The sequence below is a fragment of the Roseibium sp. TrichSKD4 genome, assembly GCF_000148725.1.
In the GTDB taxonomy this organism is placed as follows: Bacteria; Pseudomonadota; Alphaproteobacteria; order Rhizobiales; family Stappiaceae; genus Roseibium.
In genome coordinates this window covers 1,044,189-1,064,518 of record NZ_GL476320.1, presented here as the reverse complement: position 1 = coordinate 1,064,518, position 20,330 = coordinate 1,044,189, and the positions used below count along the sequence as shown (strand labels likewise).

Below are 20,330 nucleotides of genomic sequence, written 5' to 3'. Positions count from 1 at the left end.
CCTACATCCCCATCGCCGTGAATTCGCCGTTCGCTTCCATCCGGTCCCAGGCGGCGAGGACGAGGCGGCGGGTGCGGTATTCGCCGTGTTGGCGGATTTCCTTTTCCTTGAGGACTCGGAAGGTTTCCGAGGGGTAGTCGGGGCCCTTCACGTCGGCGGGGTCGAGGATGTAGCGCAGCTCGTCGCGGGTCAGGCCGTAGGCGCGGGCGTAGAAGGCGTCGAGATCGGCGCGCAGGTGGGCGCGGCGGTCCTCGTCCCAGGCGAAGGGCGGGCCGTCATGGCCCAGATCGCGGGCGAAGGGGGCGAGGCTGTGCGAGGTGTAGGTGAGTTCCAGCACCTTCGGGGTGAGGAAGGCGAGGCGAGATTCGGTGTAGAAGTCGGGAAGGATAACTGGAAGTTGATAAAACACGTTAAATTTCAAATGAGTACCGCCTACCTTTTGCCTTGCGATATAATCCAAGGTCAGTGCGGACAAATTTGCTACTAACCCCGCGAGCTGCCTAACGTCAGGTGGATTGGGGAAGATTAAAAGCAGCGTATCGCCGCTTGCCGCTTGTGGGAATACAGAGGCTATAAGCGTGCGATAGACATGAGCGCTGGTAATGTCCCGCCACCCAAGAAGCCATTGACGCCCCCAGCCATTCGCTTCTAGTCGTTTCCGCAGTTCTTTCTGTGGGACCCAATATCGAGGCGTCGCCTCGTTTGAGAAGTCGTATGTAAATCCGGTTTCATCAGAGGAAATCACATTGCCCGATGCATCGTAAGTCGCCCAGCGGTGGTCAAATTGATGGATCATTTTCGCTTCGTAAAGGGGCGCATAGATATCAGATCTTTCGCTTGTGCTCTCGCTTTTCTCCCATAGTTGGCCCCGACGTACATAGCCACAGGTGCTTAACTGTTCGGCGGTTCTGAAATACTCTGAGTCTTCCGACATATGCCAAATCCTGGAGTGGAAGTTTGCATTCCATGGATTTCCACTTTTGTGATCAGCCTCACGCAGTACGATTGTAGCATTTTCGTACAGTTTTGCTGTAAGCTCTGCATCGATCTTCGAGCGGAACACCGGCGCAGTCATTGTGTTCGGATTGATTCTGTATATCTGTTGAGATGTTAAATTGAAGTTCCTGTCTTGTTCGGATATTTGAGCCGTTCTGCGCAGAAAGAAGGCAAAATCAGGCGCCTTTGTTCGTTGATTTGAAATTGTAATTAGGCTGAATCTGAATGAGTGATGAACCGAAGGGAAAATGAACTCTTCGTTTTCAAATGATATTAGACGCGCAAGTTTTTCCTGCTCAACAAGGTATGAGAAAAACGGTGCATTTGTTGCATCGGTGGCTATGCCCGAAGGCACAATGATTCCTGCTCGGCCAAGCGGCCTGATCAGCATCAAGAATAGTTCCGCGAACAGTGAATAGGTGTTCACGTCGCCACGGCCAGTGAGGGCAAAGCGCCCGCTATCCTCTCCCGACATTCGAACAAATTGGCTGGTCGCCTCGGCCTCGCGCTTGGTCTCGGTAAACGCATCGAACAGCGCACGATGTGTGCTGCCCTGCTCGGCCGTCTCCAATTCCTTGATCAGCCTGTCCCGCGCCGCCTTGTTGGGGGCATTTGCGATCTCGGGCGAGCGGGAGGCAAAGAACTCCTGCTCCTGCAGCTTGATGCGCTCCCACGGCGGGTTACCCAGTACCACATCGAACCCACCGCGCTGCATCACATCGGGGAACTCCAGCGGCCAATGCAGGGCGCGGGCATTGCGGGCGGCGTTGGGGGCATCATTCATCGCCTGGCGCATCTTCCCCTGATTGAGAGCCATCCACAGCTCCTCGGTCGTCGGTACTGTCCGCTCCGACGCCCCCGCCGGTGCGCCGCCGACCTTGGGCAGCAGGAAGGCTGCCACATAAAGGTCCGCCGCCGCCTTGGCGCGGACAAAGGTCTGCCCCTTGCGCAGCTCCCTGAACCGCTTGGCCTTGGCGCCGATCTGCTCGACCGTATCCTCGGGCAGGTCGCGGAAGCCCGAGAAATCCAGCGCCAGCGGTTTGACTTCAGGCATGGTGAACGTGCCGGTCCCGAAATCGAAGCCGCTCGCCCCCGCCGTCGCATCGCGATTGGCCTTGAGGTAGTATTTCGCGGTTTCCTTGTCGTCGCCGGTCAGCGGCTTGTAGGCGGCATCGGGAATACCGTCCTGCAGCACCTGCAGGTCGAACACCCCCAGCAGCGCATCGCCGCAGCGGATCTGCGCGTCGAAGAAGCCGAGTGGAAGGCCGGGATCCACTGTCTCGATCCACAGCGCGACCTTGGTCAGCTCCACCGCCATCGGGTTGCGGTCCACCCCGTGGATGCAGCATCGCGCGACATCGCGCAGGGCATGGCGGAAGTCGGCGAGCGAGGGCGTGCCCTCGGCCCGGATGCGCGCCAGCCGCGTGGCGATGCGGCGGGCTGCGGCCAGCAGGAAGTGCCCCGAGCCGCAGGCGGGGTCGATGACCGAGAGCTTCAGCAGCGCCTTGGCGGGATCGTCCGCCTCTCCTTCCGTCTTGTCGAGCACGGGGTCGAGCGCGGTGTCGAGCAGCGCCTGAACGAGGCTGTCGGGCGTGTAGTAGGAGCCGGTGGTCTTGCGCTGGTTGCCCTTCTGCTCGGCCGCCTCGGAGGCGAAGACCAGCGTCTTCCCGTCGTCACCCAGCTGGGGCTGGAGTTCGAGGAGGGATTCGTAGACCGAACCAAGCTCCTCGGTCTCCATCGCGCGCCAGTTGACGGGGACCATGCCGGCTTTGTCGGCAAGCCAGGAGAGGCGGTAGAGCGCCTCCATGAAGGCGCGGTTGCGCAGGCGGGCGGTTTCGAGGTGGGGCAGCCGGTCCTCGGCAAAGAGGCCGCCGAGGGCGGGCAGCGCAAGGGCGGGCTGGCCCTGCGTGAGCGCGCGGAAGACGATCTTCACCCCCTCGTAGCGGTCATGGTGCTTGTCCCAGGTGGCGGCGCGGTAACATTGCTTGCGCAGCGACTGGAGCGAATAGCCCTGGGCGTAGAGGGCGCGGGCCTCGGGTTTGGCCTTTTCCGGGTGGAGGAGGTTCCGGTCCTCGGCCACCATCAGGAAGATCAGGCGGTAGACGAGGCGCAGGAGCTCGTTGAACCAATCGGTCAGGTTCACTTCGCCGGAATGCAGTTTCGCGGCGAGGTCGGGGTTGGCCTCGAGGAAGCCCGAGCCGAGCAGTTTGAGTGCCAGCTGGACCTGACCGGCCAGGCGATCACGCGCGGCTTCGCCCTCCTTGGAGCCGGCATCGCGCCAGCGTTCGAGCGGGCAATCGGTGGCGGGGGTGTCTGCCGCGCCGAAGCGGGTGCGGTGGATCAGCAGCCAGAGCACCGCAAAGGACGCGATGTCCTCGTTGGTGAACATCTGCGCCAGATCAGCCTCGATATAGGCCGGGCGGGTCAGGGAGGCATTGTCGCGCATGAGGCGCAACTGCATCCCGTTGGTCACGATGCCCCAAAGGGCCTCGTCCCGATCATTCAGGTGGTCCTGAAGAGCAAAGGCCGGAGACCGCGACCTGTCCGTCGAGAGCGTCGGGCTGCGACGATCAAGCAGTTCGGATGGCGGGACCACAACGACGGGCACACGGTCGGACGCGATCAGGGCGATCGGTGCTACTGCCACCGCGAGATCGGTGTACCCGAAGGTTTCCTTGAAGAAATCGGCGATGAAACGCGAGGTGGCGGCGGCCGAGGGTTGCTCGATTTTTGCAAAGGCGTCGAAATGCGATTGGCCTACGCGGAAGGCGGTCGCGATTTCCTCGCGGATCTGGAGACCTTTGCGAACCCCGTATTCGTCGGGGGATTGCTCGGGTGCCTGGCGCTGATCGATCTTGGCGATCATCGCAGGCGCGATCAGGTTGCCTTCGAGGCTCAGCGACGGCCACGCCGACATATCGGTAATTGGTTTGCGGGCCATGATTACACCTCCCCCGGAACAAGAACGAAGAGGCCGATGACGTCTGGGGGAATGATCGGCTCCACACTGACACGCGACGCGGACCCGGCTGCAGCACGAAGGCGGGCGTGGTCTTCAACCAGCTCCGCGGCACGCTTTTGCACGAAATCGGCAATCGGGCCGCCCAGCAGGTCAGGAAGGGCCGCCTTCGCCGTATTGATCATCCGGTCGCGGGCGACAGACGCAAGATCAGCAGTCGCGGGAGAGGCAAGCAGCGCGCGCGCCTCGCTGCCAGAGGCGATCACCGTATTGCTGTCGAGGGCAACGAGCGCGGCTTCCTCTGCCAGCAGAAGGCGCTCGCGCCGTGCATGAACCGTGAGCTTGTAGCGAATACGCAAGAGCGCGACACGCGTCATCTGAGTGACGGCGGCACTCGGCCAGGCCCCGACACGACCGATGCCCAGATCCGGCAGCGCTTCGGTGTCAAGAGAGGCTTCAAGCAGGCTTTCTGCCAGGGACGATGTCAGCGGATGGGTTCTGGTCAGAAGTGAAGCGCCTGAGGGCACCGGTTCTTGCGTGGCCAGCTTCAGAGAGCCCTTCAGCCCACGCTGCTCCAGCTTTTCCTTGAGGCTATCTTGAAGGGCATGCACGTGGGCGAATTGCAGCGATTTCTTCTTCTCGAGGGGCACCCCGAACCGAGACATCGCGCGCTCGAGAAATTCGAGCGTTTCTGCTGGTGATCCAAGCAGGGACTTCACCTTGTCCCATTCAGGTGCGACCTCACTCGGCTTCATGGCGTTTTGTGCAAACCGGGCACGTGATCGCTTTTCGTTCTCGCTTGCATCGCGCCAGCGGGTCTCCATCACCTGGATACCGTCGCCGATTTGCAGGTCCAGCGTCAGCTGCTTGTGGCTGCCACCGCCACGGCGGAGCATCATTGCAGTCATCAGTGCATCGGTGACCGGTCCCCGCTCGTCGGGCAGAGGCACAGTCACGCCAGTAGCGTCGTGGATTTCCTTGGCTTTGCGAAGAATGACGTCCAAGACAGCACCGTCGATGGCGCTGTCGGGCGAAAACATCATGATTGAGCGAACGAGTTCGGCGGGCTGTCCGAAGCGATTGACGCGGCCTTCGCGTTGTTGGTGACGCGTCGGGTTCCAGGAAAGGTCGTAGTGGATCACGGTGTCGAACAGCTGTTGAAGGTTGATCCCCTCCGACAGGCAGTCCGTGGCGACCAGGATGCGCTGATCTGTGGCGGCACTTTCTTCCGCCGCCATTTCCGCTACGCGATCCCGACGTTCGTCCGGCGTCAGTTCACCCGTCACGGCCTGCACATTCAGCTTGGGGAAGGCTTTACGAAGCCCTTCCTTCACATGTTCGGCCGTGGCGAGGTAGCGGCAGAAGACGACGGGGTTAGCGCCGTCTTTGATCAAGGGTTTGAGGGCCTTGATGAGGGCGTTCAGTTTGGGATCTTCGGCCGTCAGAAGTTCGCTGGCCTTGTCGAGCAGCCCTTGGAGAGCGGGGTCATTTGAAAAGACGGTGTTTGGCTCAATGTCCACGGCGTCTTCGTCATCGCCGTCTTCGTCGTATATCTGCGGCTCGAGGCGGTCGTTTTCATTGGAAGCCCGGTTTCGCAACGCGCTCATTGCGGCTGCGGGTGACGATCCGACACAGCGCATCAGCGCGAGAGTGCCCCAGAAGGCAAGGCGGCGATCCTTCTGCGCGTCTCCGGCCCGAGACACGACCGAGAAGCAGTAATCAAGCACGGCTTCCTGGAAGGCCCGATGCTCGTCGTTCAGGCGATAAGAGTATTCGTTGGTCTCGTGCTTGGGGAACGAGCGGTTCTCATCCCAGTCGCCCGCGAGCAGATCGACGCGCCGTCGCTGAACAAAGTGCCTGACAAGGCGCTCGCGGTATTTCTGGTTGTCGAAGTTGACGGTCCCGAATTCTGTGTCGATCAGAGACAGCAGCCGAGCGAACGCATCCTCATCCCCGGAGTGCGGCGTGGCTGTCAGCAGGATCAACCGACGGTCCAGATCGCGTGCAAGGCCCTGAAGCAGGTCGAAGCGCTGCTGCTTTCCCTTGTGCGTCCCGACGCAGGCGTGTGCTTCATCGACGATAACGAAATCCGGGCAGGCCCTGGCGAACCCATCCCGACGTTTCTCGGCTTTGATGTAGTCAAGGCTGACCACCGTGAACGGATAGGCATCGAAAAGGGTTTGCGCCGATGGGAGGTTGCGCTCCAGACGTGCCGCAGTTCCGGAGGTGACGGCAACGGCATCGATCCCAAAGCGATCCTTCAATTCGGTGATCCACTGGTCCACGAGGTGCGGAGGGCAGAGAACCGAAAACGCATCGACCTCTCCACGATCCATCAGTTCGCGCAGGATCAGACCCGCTTCGATGGTCTTGCCGATGCCAACGTCATCGGCAATCAACAGCCGCGGGACCTGAAGCCGAAGGGCCATGAGCAGCGGGACAAGCTGGTACGTCCGAGGCTCAAACGCAAGCTGTGCGGCGGATCGGAACGGGCCAGCCCCCCTGCGGAGGGTCAGTCGCAACGCGTCGGCAAGGAGGGCCGCCTTGGACTGCACTGTCGTGCGCGCGTCGTCAGGCAGGTCGAAGCGAGCGGCTTCTACGGGTGCCAGCTCGAGATCCGGAGCAAGAACCACGATGTCGTTTTCATTGCCCGAGAGAGGACGCAGGGCAAGCAGGCCCTCACCAGGTGTCGGTAAGGCAACCCATTCACGGCCGCGCGCTCTGACAAGGTCCCCAAGAGTAAAATTCACGGTCATATCAACCTTCAAAATTCTTCATAAAGCCATCCGGCAGTCCTTCCGATGGAGCCGAAGGCAATCCAAAAATAACCCAGCCCTTGTTCATCGCGTCTGCCTCAGCTTCTGCTGTCAGGTCAGCGGTCGTTGCGGCAACCGCGAAAGCGAGCCAAACGAACTCGAATTCGCGTCCACCAAAGCTCGCATGCATTGTATCGACTTGGGGAATACCTGCGGCGCTGAATGCCTCAAGCCATGGTGATACCACCGTTCCAGCGGTCGGCTTCGCAGCAAGGGAAATTGTGCCGCGTGCAAGATCGATCAGGAATTGCGCCACTTCCGGGCTCGAGCGGTCGATCAGCTCATGGTCCGGTTGGTTGAAGTAGGACAACAGGCAACGGTAGCAGCCGCGAACACAGCTTCCGTCTTTCTTCTCTTGCAACAGATCAGCATCACCCGCCGCAATCGCAGCATCGACATTCTCGAAGTGCATCAAACCCAGTGCGGTCTTCGCCACCTCGTTGATTGCCTTTCCGTCATCAATCAGGCGCGTGAGCACGCCGGCGCCGCCTTCCGTTGCCTCGTAGGCAAGGATTGCGCGACGGTTGTCCCTCGCGGGCAGCGGTTCACCGAGGATTTCGCCTTCCTCTAACTGGAAAACCACTTCGATTCCGCGCAGCAACGCATGCTGAACAGTCGCGATTGTCTCGGGCTCATACTGCTCTGGCTTTTCGAAGCGGAACAGCAGGGCATTCTTTCTATCGCGGACAATCGGAACAATGCGAACCGGCTTGACCACGTCCGGCGGGACGTCCGTGTCGCTATCCTCGTCGTCGGATTTCGCCCAGTATCCGGACCTCGGATCGATGTGGAAACCGAAGACCGTCTGGTCCTTTCGGCGCTTCAAGCCCTTGTTCAGTCGGCTGATTTCCGCACTGTTGGCGTATTGCAGGGCCAAGAGGGAAGTCTCGCCACAGACGAATTTGGCGTTAGTCACTTGGACCTGCCCATCCTTCCTCGGCCAGGAAAAGACGGTCTGGATGTCGAAGCCCTGCCGAACGCGCTCTTCATCATTCGCCGTGATACGCTCAGTCGGGGCCGCCTCGACGTTGTCGATGCGCAAGGTCTTCTTGATGGGGACCTCACCCGCCATGTGGTTGTAACACCCATGGCAACGCTCGACTTCGCCCTCATGCGATGCACCACAGTTGGAACAGATGTAGATGTCTTCGGTTGCCAACTCAGGTCCGTCACCTTGAGGTGCCTGCGGAGGAAGCTTGGCCTTCATAACCCGGTAGGCGCGACCCTCATGATAGATCAGACTGCGCGGGCCGAATTCGGAAATGGCCAGGAAGCGGGCTCTGGACAGGAAATTGCCCGCTTTACCTTCTCCCGGAATAAAGGCGTAGAGGGGTAGGCGCGGGAAGTTGTATCCGGGCAGGAAGCCCTCTGTGGCCAGATACCGATAGGTATAGAAATCGGAGGCATTCGAGGCTTTGCCTTGTTCTAGGATGGCAATTTGATCCTGGGCCTGCATCTGAGCAGCCTTGATCTTGCGCCGGTCAACTCCTGACAGGCCTGTAATCTCCGAGCGAGTGTTTGCGTCGCTCAACTGCTTTCTGGCAGAGTTGTATAGATCGCGCCAACGGTTGAAGGCGCGGTCAAATTCCTTTGGCGCGTTCATGGCCGTGTGAAGAACGAACTCGTCGGGATCGTCCATCCAGATCGGGGTTTGCCCTCCGTTGGACGCCAGAATTTGCTTCAAGACATGCGCCATCGGTCCCCGTGCCTGCGAGACCAGAGCGGGTTTCGAGATGACCGCCAGAACATCTTCCTTCAGCGGGAATTTATCCCCGTGAAGGTCCAGAATCTCTGGGATGTCAGGAGAAAGCGCCAGTTTCGCTTCCGCAAGCCACACCGCATGCAGGTGCGATCGGACCAGCTCTTCATTGGTGATGTCGAGCGCTGGCGGCCGCACGACGCCGGCAACCATATCGTTGCGCCGTTCAAAGAAATACTGGTCATGCGGAGACCCCGAGGCGCAGTATGTCACGACAACCGCGGCTTGGCCTGAGCGACCGGCACGGCCAGCACGCTGCGCGTAATTCGCTGGCGTAGGCGGTACGTTGCGCAGGTAGACAGCGTTCAAGGCGGAAATATCAACGCCGAGTTCCATGGTCGGAGAGCAGAACAGCGCGGGCAGGAACCGGTCTGACTCGCCCGTTGCCCGAATTTCCGTGCGGTATTCCGAGGTGGCAAGATGCTCCATGTCATCCTGTTCGAACCGGAACCGCCACTCGCGCCATTCACGTTGTTTCTGCGAAACCTGAGCCGTGTGCTCGCGTCCTTCCAGCCCCCAGTACGAACTACGCCCGTCGCCAAGGTCACTGGCAATCGCGGTGTAAAGGTCGTGGAAATATTGGTTACCGCGCTTGGTTTCATCAGCGAGGGCCGGTCCAGGCACAAGCCGAACGGCGGATGGTGAAAGGCGCCAGCCCGTCACATCGCTATCGAGTTCGACTGGCACCAGCAGCCCCTCGTCGCTCAGGAAGGCAAGTATCCCTTCCATGAACTCATAGTATTCATCCTTGTTCAGCTTGGTGCCGAGAACAGAGTTCCTGTTCACTAGCCGTGCGATCCGCGAATTGGGGCCAGCTCGAAGAAGTGTTTGTTCTTCACGCAGTGTGACCACGTTCTTACTGCCACCACGCAGGACGAGCGATGACCGAGTACGCGGGTTTTCTTTTTGATCAATGGCCCAAGGTGCCTGGAGCAAGTTCCGGGATTTCTGTGCCACTCCATCGAGAACGGTAAGATCGAGATCCTCAGTGTGAACAGCCAGCCCCTCGAGCATCGCCGACAAAATTTTCTTCAGAATTGCCTGCCGCTTTTCGAGGTCGAGCTCTCCCAGCGCTGGATGGATGGCCATGAAGCGCTCGCGATCTTCAGAGATCTCCTCGAGGCCGATGAAAATCACGTCGATCAGGTTCAGGACAGACAAGCTGGGGTTGGTGAAGCGCCAACCGCGACGCAGGTCCGTCCAGACACGATGGGCGAGTACCTTTGCGAGCGACCGTTGGGCATCTTCACGAATGATGGCACCAGCATTCGAATCCAGCAGCCAATGCTGGCGCGCCTCTTTGTTGGCGGCAGTAAAGCCGAGCGCCTTCACCACCTGCAGGCCAAACTCGTCTTCTGCGAGCCCACCTAAGCCGGCAGCAATGACCGCGCGAAGGATGGCTCCGCGCAAAAGGCTTACGAACAGGAAGTCATTGAAATGGCCGGACTGCAGGGCTGCATCCTGACGGTTATCCGTGAACCCCAAAAGCTTCCGCTTCGTCTCGGGTACGCCGCTGCCAGGTTTGTTCATCCACTCCAGGGCGCTGGCGACCAGCAAGGTTGTTGCCGAGCTTCGCCCTTCGCCGGACAGACCTGCCAACTTGCTGCGCTCACGCATCCCCTGCGTCGGTTCGTCATGGCAGCACAGGCAGAACGCGAACTTTCCCGGGATGAACCAGAAATCGTTTCCGCCCGCTCCGTGGCGACCATCGGCACCAACGACGTAGGACACCGGCATACGCTTCTTGCGATACCCTCTCAGCCGTTCAATGCCGTTTTTCTCTTCTCGCCAGCTTTCGGGGTAACCCTCAAGCTCGCCTGTGAACTGGAAGTCCGTATCGCCGGGCGTCACCGGACAGAGATACCCAGCGACCTCGTCTTCTTCAGTGTCGAGCGGCGTGTCGTCGATGCTTCGAGGCAGAAAGCGCAGGCTCCCATCATCGTCGACCTTGGTCACGACATGGTATTCTTGGCCACAATTTCGGCAGAACCGCGTGGGGTAGAGGCGGTTTCCAGGGGCTTCGGGGTCCTCGAGCTGTCCTTCAAGAAGGATCCTACGCGGCCTGGCTGTGAGCGTCGTAAAGACTTCACCCGCACCGGAGATGAAACGGTGGAGTTTGAAGGCGAGAAAGGCTCCGTCCTTTGTGCCGCCGCGCTCATGCTCCGGCAGGCTTACACGGGTCAGGAATCTTTCGAGATAGTCTCGGCAGGTTTCGGCATCGACCGCGCTGGCCAGAGAAAGCTTTTCAACGGCTTCTTCGAAAGGGATAGGCTTCTTCCTGCGAATCTCAAGCCCATCGTCCAATCCAAGTTCGAGTTCGGCCCACACCGAGAGCGGATGGCGCTTCAGGGTTTCGTCATCGAGTACGTCCGGCAAAGGCTGAGTCAGGGCTGTCTTCAAAGCGCCAAGGACGTGCTCGGTCTTCAGGGTGTCATCGGTCGCGCGTTGCAAAGACTCGTCAATGACCGCGTCCGGGCCAATGTCGGTGCCAAACAGACGAGACGCTACCTTCGCGACAGCAAGCGAGCGGCTCTCGTCCGATCCCTCGGAGGCCATCGTTGCCGAGGTCCCGATGCAGATTGGCTCCTTGTCAGGCGAGCACCTGTCCCGCAGGCGTCGAACGAGGACCGCGACATCGGCACCTTGGCGCCCGCGATAGGTGTGGAGTTCGTCGAGAATGATGAATTCGAGACCGGACGCGTTCGAGACGACTTTCGAGTCCAGGTCGTCCTGACGCGTCAGAAGCAGTTCCGCCATCATGTAGTTCGTCAGGAGAACATCGGGCGGATTGGCAGCGATGCGCTCGCGTTCTTCACGGCTTTCCTGACCGGTGTAACGTTTGACCACCGGCTTGAGCTCATCGGGCAAACCGGAACCGGCGATGAACTTGTCGATCTCCTTCATCTGGCTATTTGCCAGTGCGTTCATGGGGTAAACGATGATTGCCGTCGTGCGGCGCTGCTTTCCTGCGCGTCGCGCGCGGATGATCGCGTCGACAACCGGCACAAAGAAGCACAGGGATTTCCCCGAACCCGTACCGGTCGTGACGACATAACTCTTTCCTTGCTTCGCCTTCGCGATCGCCTCGGCTTGGTGCCGGTGAAAGCGAAGAGGCGTGGTGCCAAACCGGAAAACCTTGCCCGTACCGTCGTCGAGATCACCCGTGGTGACAAGTTCATCGACCGTCGGCCCCGCCATGAAGCGTGGGTTCAGAGACAATAGGGCATCCGGCCAGAATTTTCCGGCGTCGTACTGGGCATCGATCTCGGATTTCAGGTCGGGCGCCCGAATTGCGCTGAATGAACGCGAAAAGTGCTCGTAAGCACGGATCAATTGATGGTCGAACTCAAACGCTTTCATTCAGGCGGCCTCCTCGGCGTCCGGGCTTGGAACATCGAAGCCTTCGTCGTCCTGGAGAACGTCCTCGCCTTCCTCCGGCACGGAATCTGCCCTGACGATCGCATGCCCGGTTGCCTTTGAAATCATTGCAAGGAGCCGCGTCTCCCGATCCGCCATGAAGCCCTCGAAGTCATCCGCCCTCAGCAAGGAGGGATCCAACCCGTGGGACGCCAGATAATCATCAAGCGCTTCGCGGGCGATCGGCGGGTTGTCCTTTCCGCCTGTTTCCAGTCGTTTCAGGTAGACCGATGGTGCTACGCCGCCAAGAATGCGGTTGGTCTTGTAGCTGAGCGGGGTCTTGTTGACGACGGTGTCAAAGACCTTCGGCTCGATCTTCTGCTTCTTGCACCAGTCCTGCGGGAAGATGTGGTGGATATCGACGTATTCGTCGAAGAACACGGTGTCCTTGAAGTGCTGGCCGGAGCGAAGATCTCTCGCGCCTTCGGCCATCAGAAGAGCGTGGATGCCTTTGTAGGCGGCCGACAGGCGGGTGCGCAGGGTGCGCAGTCGTTCCGGTCGGAAACGACCATCGGTGATTGTGCTGGGTTCGGGACCACCGTCCAGCCATGCGGGCACCTCGAGCACATCCTTGGCAAATCGGGACTCGATGGCCGAGCCATAGAGTTCACCGAAAATGCCGCACCAGAACCAGCGAGCGAGCTGGTCTTTCACTGCAGCGTGGTCGAACCTTGGTCCGATGATGGCGAGGATCGCGGCAAAGGGGACAAGCTGGCCCTGATAGGGCAGATCGATGACCCGGTAGATGTAGTTCTGTCGGAGGAACTTCGCCGCAGTCTTGAAACCGTCTTCGACCGCAGCACGGTGTTTCAGGTAAGCCTCCAGCGGCAGGTCTAGTAGCGACTGACGCGTGGCCCTGACTGCGGACAGCTCCGACTCTTTGCGCCCTGCGGCGATTTCGGCCGCACGGGTCTCGACCCCATGCAGGAGGGCGATGGCCTGGAGCACATCTGTTGCCGCGACTTTTTCCAGCACGCCGAACTTCTGTTCGGCTGCCCGCCCAAAAAGCTGAAGTCTCGACTGGAGCCCCGGCTGGCCGTCGGCGCCGAGCCAGTCGTCCCGCAGGCGATGGCCGCGGGCTGCATACATCGCTGTCACAAGCTCGAATGCGTCGAGCGGCTTGCCGCCGGTATTCACCTTCTCAAAGACCAGACAAACGGCTTCGTGGGAAGTGTCGGGGCTCAATGCGATCACGGGCAGCTGGTAGGCCTTGAAGTTCTGAAGGACCTCATCCTTGAAAGGCTTAAAGAGCTTGCGTGTCTCCGGGTTGTTTTCCAGCCAGGACTCGTTAAACCCATCTTGCCATTCATCCCAGTCAAAAACCTGGTTCAGCGGGAACATAAGGTTTTGGTATTCGCGTTCTGGCGTGGAAAGATCGAGGTCGATTTTCCGGTCGAAGTCCGACTTGATCCGCCGGTCCTCGGGAACAGAGACAATAGCGTTCTCCCTGTCCTCGGCCTGATTCATTGCTTTTCGAATGTCAATGTAAAACCAGCGCTTCACAAGCTTGAGGCGAGGAGTTACCGTTTGCACTACTTCGCGGCGTAGGCATGTCTGATAAAGTGAGGTCATGCGCTGCTGGCCATCCAGCAAGAGCTGATCCGGTGAGTCGTTGCCCACGGCGGTATCTGCCCCCTGGATTGGTCGCCGCGCAAAGGTATCAGCCGCGCCAGACTTCACCTCTAGCGTCATCAACGCGCCGACCGGAAACGCCTGCGAGATCGAGGCGATCAGCCCCTTGATCCGTTCCTCGTCCCAAACCCAGCTGCGCTGGAAATCTGGCAACTGAATCTTGCCATTCCCACATTGACGGAGAAGGTCCTCCAAGCTGACCGGGTTGGTCTTAAATGCGGCTTGTTTACCCAATCTCGCTCTCCTCAAATGAAATTGTTGGCTTCTGGAAAATGGATGCGTGGTTGGCCGAGACCCCGAATTGGTTCATCAGATTGCTGCGATCCACATGTGCCTCCAAAACAGCCCACGCCCAATGAATTCTAGGCACTGTTCAAAACGCCGCCGGATTTCTTTGTGATTCGGGGTCATCAAAAGATTGGAGTGACAATTGTATTGAAAACGAAAGGCCAAACTAGATATTTCGATGAATATTAGAGGTTTCATGCGATTACAATACCAGATTGCACAATCTAAAAGAGCTTGGTTGCAGTGTCCATTTTGATGGGAAATGCTTTCAGGGCCCGTGTGAGCATAGCCGGTGAATTCAGAAGTGAAGTGCAACATCGTCGGCGGATTTGGTATCCGCTTGTTACCACACAAGAAAACGATGTTGCGATGCCAGGATATTCTCACCTCACCCGTTTTGAAAGAGACCGGATTGCCGAATTGAAGGCTCAGGGCCACGGCCCCACAGCCATTGGAGGGGCGATTGGGCGTCATAAATCTACCGTCAGCCGGGAGTTGCGCCGGAACTCTCATCAAGACGGCGCGTATCGCCCGACATTTGCCTACGGGTCCTACATGTATCGCCGGCAGCGCCAGGCCATTCTTGAGCGCGATGATAGCTTGCGGGGTTTCGTCCTTGAGCGTTTGGCGGAGGGCTGGACGTCAGAACAAATCGCAGGTTGGTTGAAGCGCGGTGTTGAGGTCGGCCTGAGAGCGATCAGCACCGAGACGATCTATGCTTTCATCTTCCGAGCCGCACAGAAAGCCCGAAAGCTTTGGCGATACCTCACGCGCCGCAAGGCCAGCCGGGGCCGCCGCGCCCGCCGGTCGAAGGACAGGATCACCGGAAAGACCCATATATCCGAGCGTTCTGACGCCGCCAATGAGCGTGCCGAGGCAGGTCACTGGGAGGGTGACCTTGTGATCTGCAAGCATAACCGCCCGCTTTTGGTCCTGCACGAGCGTAAGACACGGCTGACAATCATGACCCGGCTCGCCAGCAAAACCGCCGCGCAAACCGTGACCGCAATCACGGAAATCCTGACCCGGCTCGACCCTTCCATGCGCCGGTCCATGACTTTTGATAACGGCACGGAGTTCGCAAAACATAAATTGCTGAAGGACGCGCTCGGCCTCGCGACATTCTTTTGCGATGCCTATGCGAGTTGGCAAAAGGGGGGAGTGGAAAACGCCAACGGGCGCATTCGACGCTGGCTCCCCCGAAAAACCAATCTCGACGAGCTGACCGACGACGAAATCCAGGACATCGCCATGTCTATCAACCTCACGCCGAGAAAATGCCTCGGCTTCAAATCACCCGTAGAGGCTTTCCTAAACGAGCTTGGAAAAGACATCAAAATCCGCTTTAATGCAAACGTTGCACTTCGCTCATGAATCCACCCATAACGGTCCCCGATCACGTAATAAGACAGCATCGCGCTGAACCGCTGCGTGCGATTGCGGGTGCTGTCCGGCATGATCTTGGCCACAAGACAGCGGTCATTGTCGTAAAGGATCGAGCGTGGCACTGCCCCGAAGAAGGCAAAGGCATGCACATGTCCATCAAGCCAGGCTTCGGTGTTAGCTTCAGGATAAGCGCGAATATAGCACGCATCACTGTGCGGCAGATCAAAGGCAAAAAAGTACGCCTTCTGTTCGATCCCGCCAATGACAACCAACGCTTCGCCAAAGTCAGCTTGGCCATGCCCTGGAGGATGGCTCAGCGGCACAAACATCTCCCGCGAGCCGCACTTTTGCGCACGCACATAGTCTTTGACAATCGTATAGCCGCCATCAAACCGGCATTCATCGCGCAATCGTTCAAATATCTTCTTGGCTGTATGGCGCTGTTTGCGCGGGCGGCTCTTGTCTTCCGCCAACCAGCTATCGATCTGGTCTGTGTAAGGATCAAGCTTTGGCCGCTTGATCGGTGCAGTGCGCCGGTAACCTGGCGGTTCCGAGTACGTCAACATCTTCGCAACACTGTCCCGGCTGATCCCAAAATCACGAGAAACCTGACGACCACTCAAACCGTCTTCAAAATGAGCGTGACGAACCTTCAAATACAAGTCCACGGTGAATATCCCCAAGCCCTCCCATCAAATGAAAGGGCGAAAGTGGACGACTTTTACGCCGCCCGCGACAACACAATGCCGCCGCTACCGTGGCCGAGTATTGCTCCGCCGATTACAGACCAGCAGATCGGGAGGAATTCGACCCGTTCATCGAAACACTCCAAGCGCACCTTACTGGCTAGCTGGCCACTCTTAACAACGAATATTCGCATTTTGGATATTGACCATGAGACGACACCTAATTGACCCCGGCATTTAATTCGTAAGTCCAGAAGGTTAGGTGGAACCATATACATTTCATTGTTTGGACGCTTACGTCACCACATATGCACGCCTGTTTTAAAATCATACCTGTCGTGCGGATGTGCATAATATGTCGGGATATGCGGCAGCTGTTCCCCACCACCCTTATTCAGAACTGCGAACGAAGCTTCTAGAATATTGTAGTCAAAAAACACAAAAGCATTTTTGGAGTAAGGGTGCGCACATTCAATGATATGATCACCAAATTTCTCATGCCGCGAATGGAACAGGCAGTAAGCTTCATCTTTCCACATCAAGTAAGTCTTATCCGCAAGGGCATTTGGAGCAGGTATTCGACCTTTCCAATCACCTAAGCGATACTTGCGATATAATTGGGCGATGAAGCCAAAATGCAGATTCGGACTTTGTCCATCAAGAACAACTTCCAATATTGGGAACGATATCTTGGTGATTGGGGTTTCTCGCCAATCATCTTCTGTTACTTCCATCATTGTCATGCCTACTCGAACACAGGGTAAAAAGTTTTAATTTCACCGCCTCTGCGAATAAATTCAATTGTGACACCGCTTGGCGAGACTACCCGTGGTACGCCAGTAATCGGGTTAGAAGATGTAACACCTGTTCGAAGACCTTGCGAGAACTCTCGTAGGATTCTTTGATCACTCCATGAAGCAGGAAATAGCGTTGATACCCCTCCATTATTCGATTTCGCTTGGCCATGGATCGCGACTTGCGCACGGCGCACTCCGCCATGACCTACCTCAACATTCCCAATTGTCTTAACGCTTCCAGAATTTGTAGAATGACCACCGGTTGGACCCGATGCTCTAACGTCACCGTGCAATACATGATTGATACGCGCTTCCGAAACTTCGATATCAAGTGTTTTTCCTGAAAGCAGCTTTGTTTGAGTAGCAATCCCGTTCTTTACAACGTAACGTCCACCAGATAATCCGATTACGACCGCAAGACCGGCGCCGCTCACAAGTTTCAGATCTTTCCGGTCAGCCTCGGAAAGGCCATGCTTGTCGGCAACTCTGTCGATAGCAGTGTCAACTGCATCACCACCAACTTGTCCGTAGCCCGCAAGTTCCTTAAAAAACTCTAGCAGATCATTGTAAGCCTCTGAATCATGTTCCTCCAAGAGCGCGCTAAGCGCGTATTCTCGGATAAGTCCTCCGGCCATGCCGAAGCTATTAAGCAGCTGAATTGCTTGTTCGTCAGGCGCAATTGATCGAAGTGAATTTGCAATCGCCCTAACGGATTCTGGCATTTTTCCAGCTGTCGCTGGATCGCCCAAGTATTCGTCGGCATATTTTTCGAGCAGGTTTGCCAGCAGTTTAACGCAAACCTCTCGCTCTTTGGGTGTTAGGTCAGCAATCTTTGCGCCATTCTTGTCTACCAAGACACAACCGGTAGAAGCGTATGCTGGCGACACAAAAAGATGCCAAAGGTTGAAACCCTGTTTCCCTGAGCAGTTGGCCAGCGCCTGCAGATCAAACCGGCCTTCGTCAATGGCCTCACCAACCGCTTGGGCAGTTGCAAGTTCTTCAGCTGTCAATTCTCCCGATTTGGTGAGAGCTTCACTGACTTGAGCAAATGCTTTGCCTAGAGCTTGGCCGACAACATCAACGGCTTCTACTGCGGTCCTCACACTCGTATCACTGACATAAAGCTCAAAGCCTTCGTCAACGACCTTGGTGACTTCGACGACGTTGTCGGGGTCGCGGTTGAGGTTGGCGAGTTGGGTGTCTGTGGCGGCTGTGTCTTCGGCCTCTTCGGCGTCTGCCATGGCGCGCAGGGTTGCGGCGGTGTCTGCATCGCCAGCCGCTTCTGCGCTATCTGCCTCGGCGCGGAGCTTTGTTGCTGATACGCCATCGGCATCGCCGTCGCGTACGACGATTTCCCCTTCGCCAATGGTGGCGCGGGCAATGCCTTCTTTCTCATAATTGGAATAGGAGCCTTCAACACTTGCGCCGAGCGTGAAGTTGCCATCTGCCGAGCGGCCTAAAGACACATTCGCGCTGGCAGAGACCTGACGGTTCTTGTCGTGAAGCTCCAGATCCTTTGTCTCAAGGGTTTCGGTTTTAAGGGTCAGGTCACCGGAGCGCGAAGCTATGACGCCGCCGGTGAGCGAGGTGTTCTCGCCGACAGATACATTCAGCTCGTCATCGGTGAGAATGCGGGAGGGATTGTCTGATGAGCACCTAGGAAAAATACAGCTCCGAGGTGTAAACGAAGGCGCTAAAAGGTTACATAATTATAGGCTTCCAACCTATTACCCTTTGGGAAGTTTATTGGCTACAGCCTTAAACTCCTCTGAAGTCAAACCTGTCAAAGTTGGCATTTCCCAATCAAAGAAACGCTTGTCAGACAATGCTTGAAGAATCAACGACCTCACTCCAGCAAGTTCTGTGATGGTTAGCCTTTCATTGGGAACTAACTCGCATACTGCCTCATAAAGATATTTAGCGGAGACCTCAGTTTCGCTCGAGCAAACAACAATATCCCCGCGCTTTTCAAGATCGTGTAAGGCCATTTTTATTGAATGCATAAGGTAATTTTCTGTCATTGATACGGCTCCGCTCTTGCTGGCAGTTCAGATATATATTCGTTCCAATTTTTTGGTTGGAAAGCTGTTCCCCCGTCCGGCGCACTAGGATTCCGAACTACCACCGTTCCAGTATTTTCCTGAAGATAGAAGCTTCTTCCATCCGTGGTGTATCGAACGCTACTTGGGTTATTCAGAACATTTTCGATATGCTTTTGGTATTGCATTCTTGTTTTGATGCCCAAGCCTGCAAACTCCCCTTGATTGATCACGTGTTTTTCAAAGCCATGGCCACCAGCTATTTCTTCCGCAGCGAGCTGACGGTTCAGTAGGACACCCGCATTGACATTGTTTCCACTATCATTTGAAGCACTTTTGATAACATAACGCCCTCCAAAAAAGCCAATAACAACGCCTGAGGTAGCTCCTGCTACCAGTTTCATATCTTTTCGATCTGAATCGGACATACCGTACTTGTCCGCGATTTGGTCCAGAGCTGCATCGACGACATCCCCACCTAAACCGGCTCCGATTTCGAAGATATTCTGCAATTCGTCATATGCTTCGGGATCGACCTCCTCCATAATCGAACGAAGCGCGAAGTCTTTGATTGTCCCCGCCGACATTCCCAAAGCATTCATTAATTGAACTGCTTGGCCGTCAGGTGCGATTGCTCGAAGTGAGTTTGCAATGGTCCGGATGCTCTCTGGCATTTCACCGGCAGTTTCCGGATCCCCAAGGACTTTGGACGCATATCGCTCAAGAAGATTGGCAAGGATTTTTACGCAAGCTTCCCGTTCCTTGGGTGTCAGGTCGGCGATTTTCACTCCATCCTTGTCGAATACTGCACAACCGGTAGAAGCGTATGCCGGGGACACAAAAAGATGCCAAAGGTTGAAACCCTGTTTCCCTGAACAGTTGACCAGCGCCTGCAGATCAAACCGGCCTTCGTCAATGGCCTCACCGACCGCTTGGGCAGTTGCAAGTTCTTCAGCTGTCAACTCCCCCGATTGGGCAAGAGCTTCACTGACTTGAGCAAAAGCTTTGCCCAATGCCTGTCCGACAATATCGACTGCTTCTACCGCGGTCCGCACACTCGTATCACTGACATAAAGATCAAAGCCTTCGTCAACGACCTTGGTGACTTCGACGACGTTGTCCGGGTCGCGGTTGAGGTTGAGGTTGGCGAGTTGAGTTTCGGTGGCGGCTGTATCTTCGGCCTCTTCGGCGTCTGCCATGGCGCGAAGGGTTGCGGCGGTGTCTGCATCGCCTGCAGCCTCTGCGCTATCTGCCTCGGCGCGGAGCTTTGTTGCCGACACGCCGTCGGCATCGCCATCACGTACGACGATTTCCCCTTCGCCAATGGTGGCGCGGGCGATGCCTTCCTTCTCGTAATTGGAATAGGACCCTTCGATGGAGCCGCCGGGTGTGAAGTTGCCGTTAGCCGAGGGGCCAACAGACACATTTACACCGCCTGAGACCTGACGGTTCTTGTCGTGAAGTTCAAGATCCTTCGTCTCAAGGGTTTCTGTTTCAAGGGTCAGGTCACCGGAGCGTGACGCAATGACGCCGCCGGTAAGCGAGGTGTTCTCGC

General features: G+C 57.2%; 9 protein-coding genes and 2 pseudogenes. 2 read left to right on the top strand and 9 right to left on the bottom strand.

Translation table 11 applies throughout. From position 1 onward, the window contains the following. Nucleotide 1: 1 nt before the first annotated feature. From TRICHSKD4_RS25620 to TRICHSKD4_RS25605, 4 genes are read right to left on the bottom strand one after another with little or no spacing between them, the layout of a single operon-like run. Nucleotides 2-3,937 carry an Eco57I restriction-modification methylase domain-containing protein gene (locus TRICHSKD4_RS25620; protein ID WP_009760191.1) on the bottom strand — a complete coding sequence of 1,312 codons (3,936 nt, stop codon included), beginning with the start codon at nt 3,935-3,937 and terminating at the stop codon, nt 2-4. Nucleotides 3,938-3,939: 2 nt separating this feature from the next. Next, nucleotides 3,940-6,711, bottom strand: coding sequence for a DEAD/DEAH box helicase (locus TRICHSKD4_RS25615; RefSeq protein WP_009760190.1), 2,772 nt, complete (start codon nt 6,709-6,711; stop codon nt 3,940-3,942). Nucleotide 6,712: 1 nt separating this feature from the next. Continuing rightward, nucleotides 6,713-11,890, bottom strand: a complete 5,178-nt coding sequence (locus TRICHSKD4_RS25610) for a DEAD/DEAH box helicase (protein WP_009760189.1) — start codon at nt 11,888-11,890, stop codon at nt 6,713-6,715. Continuing rightward, nucleotides 11,891-13,813 (bottom strand): DUF262 domain-containing protein, encoded by a 1,923-nt coding sequence (locus TRICHSKD4_RS25605; protein ID WP_009760188.1) that lies wholly within the window; start codon nt 13,811-13,813, stop codon nt 11,891-11,893. A 423-nt stretch (nt 13,814-14,236) separates the two neighbouring features. Here TRICHSKD4_RS25605 and TRICHSKD4_RS25600 point away from each other — a divergent pair, with 423 nt between their 5' ends. Then, nucleotides 14,237-15,241 carry an IS30 family transposase gene (locus TRICHSKD4_RS25600; RefSeq protein WP_040617578.1) on the top strand — a complete coding sequence of 335 codons (1,005 nt, stop codon included), beginning with the start codon at nt 14,237-14,239 and terminating at the stop codon, nt 15,239-15,241. 8 nt (nt 15,242-15,249) lie between these two features. Here TRICHSKD4_RS25600 and istA read toward each other — a convergent pair. From istA to TRICHSKD4_RS28640, 3 genes and pseudogenes are all read right to left on the bottom strand, one after another. Next, nucleotides 15,250-15,921: pseudogene (gene istA / locus TRICHSKD4_RS31870) on the bottom strand (IS21 family transposase); the annotation flags it as partial. A gap of 317 nt (nt 15,922-16,238) precedes the next feature. Further along, entirely contained in the window at nt 16,239-16,682 is a 444-nt protein-coding gene (locus TRICHSKD4_RS25590; protein WP_040617418.1) for a hypothetical protein, read from the bottom strand. 2 nt (nt 16,683-16,684) lie between these two features. Further along, on the bottom strand, nt 16,685-18,202 hold the full coding sequence (locus TRICHSKD4_RS28640; protein WP_009760182.1) for an EndoU domain-containing protein: 1,518 nt from the start codon (nt 18,200-18,202) through the stop codon (nt 16,685-16,687). A 33-nt stretch (nt 18,203-18,235) separates the two neighbouring features. On the opposite strand from TRICHSKD4_RS28640, the gene TRICHSKD4_RS31015 reads away from it, so the two are divergent. Then, a complete protein-coding gene (locus tag TRICHSKD4_RS31015; RefSeq protein WP_168157077.1) occupies nt 18,236-18,385 on the top strand; it encodes a hypothetical protein in 150 nt (49 codons plus the stop codon). Nucleotides 18,386-18,463: 78 nt separating this feature from the next. On the opposite strand, the gene TRICHSKD4_RS25580 is transcribed toward TRICHSKD4_RS31015, so the two are convergent. Both TRICHSKD4_RS25580 and TRICHSKD4_RS25575 read right to left on the bottom strand, forming a co-directional pair. Then, the gene (locus TRICHSKD4_RS25580) at nt 18,464-18,757 is read right to left on the bottom strand and encodes a hypothetical protein (RefSeq protein ID WP_040617417.1); all 294 of its coding nucleotides are present in this window, start codon (nt 18,755-18,757) and stop codon (nt 18,464-18,466) included. Next, nucleotides 18,754-20,330 (bottom strand): annotated as a pseudogene (locus TRICHSKD4_RS25575) (hypothetical protein); the annotation flags it as partial. The gene TRICHSKD4_RS25580 and the pseudogene TRICHSKD4_RS25575, both read right to left, overlap by 4 nt.

Excerpts from the sequence above, each read along its gene's own strand:
- TRICHSKD4_RS25600 (WP_040617578.1), top strand. The coding sequence starts at position 14,237 with ATGCCAGGATATTCTCACCTCACCCGTTTTGAAAGAGACCGGATTGCC.
- TRICHSKD4_RS25580 (WP_040617417.1), bottom strand. The coding sequence starts at position 18,757 with ATGACAGAAAATTACCTTATGCATTCAATAAAAATGGCCTTACACGAT.
- TRICHSKD4_RS25620 (WP_009760191.1), bottom strand. The coding sequence starts at position 3,937 with ATGGCCCGCAAACCAATTACCGATATGTCGGCGTGGCCGTCGCTGAGC.
- TRICHSKD4_RS25615 (WP_009760190.1), bottom strand. The coding sequence starts at position 6,711 with ATGACCGTGAATTTTACTCTTGGGGACCTTGTCAGAGCGCGCGGCCGT.
- TRICHSKD4_RS25590 (WP_040617418.1), bottom strand. The coding sequence starts at position 16,682 with ATGACAATGATGGAAGTAACAGAAGATGATTGGCGAGAAACCCCAATC.
- TRICHSKD4_RS25610 (WP_009760189.1), bottom strand. The coding sequence starts at position 11,890 with ATGAAAGCGTTTGAGTTCGACCATCAATTGATCCGTGCTTACGAGCAC.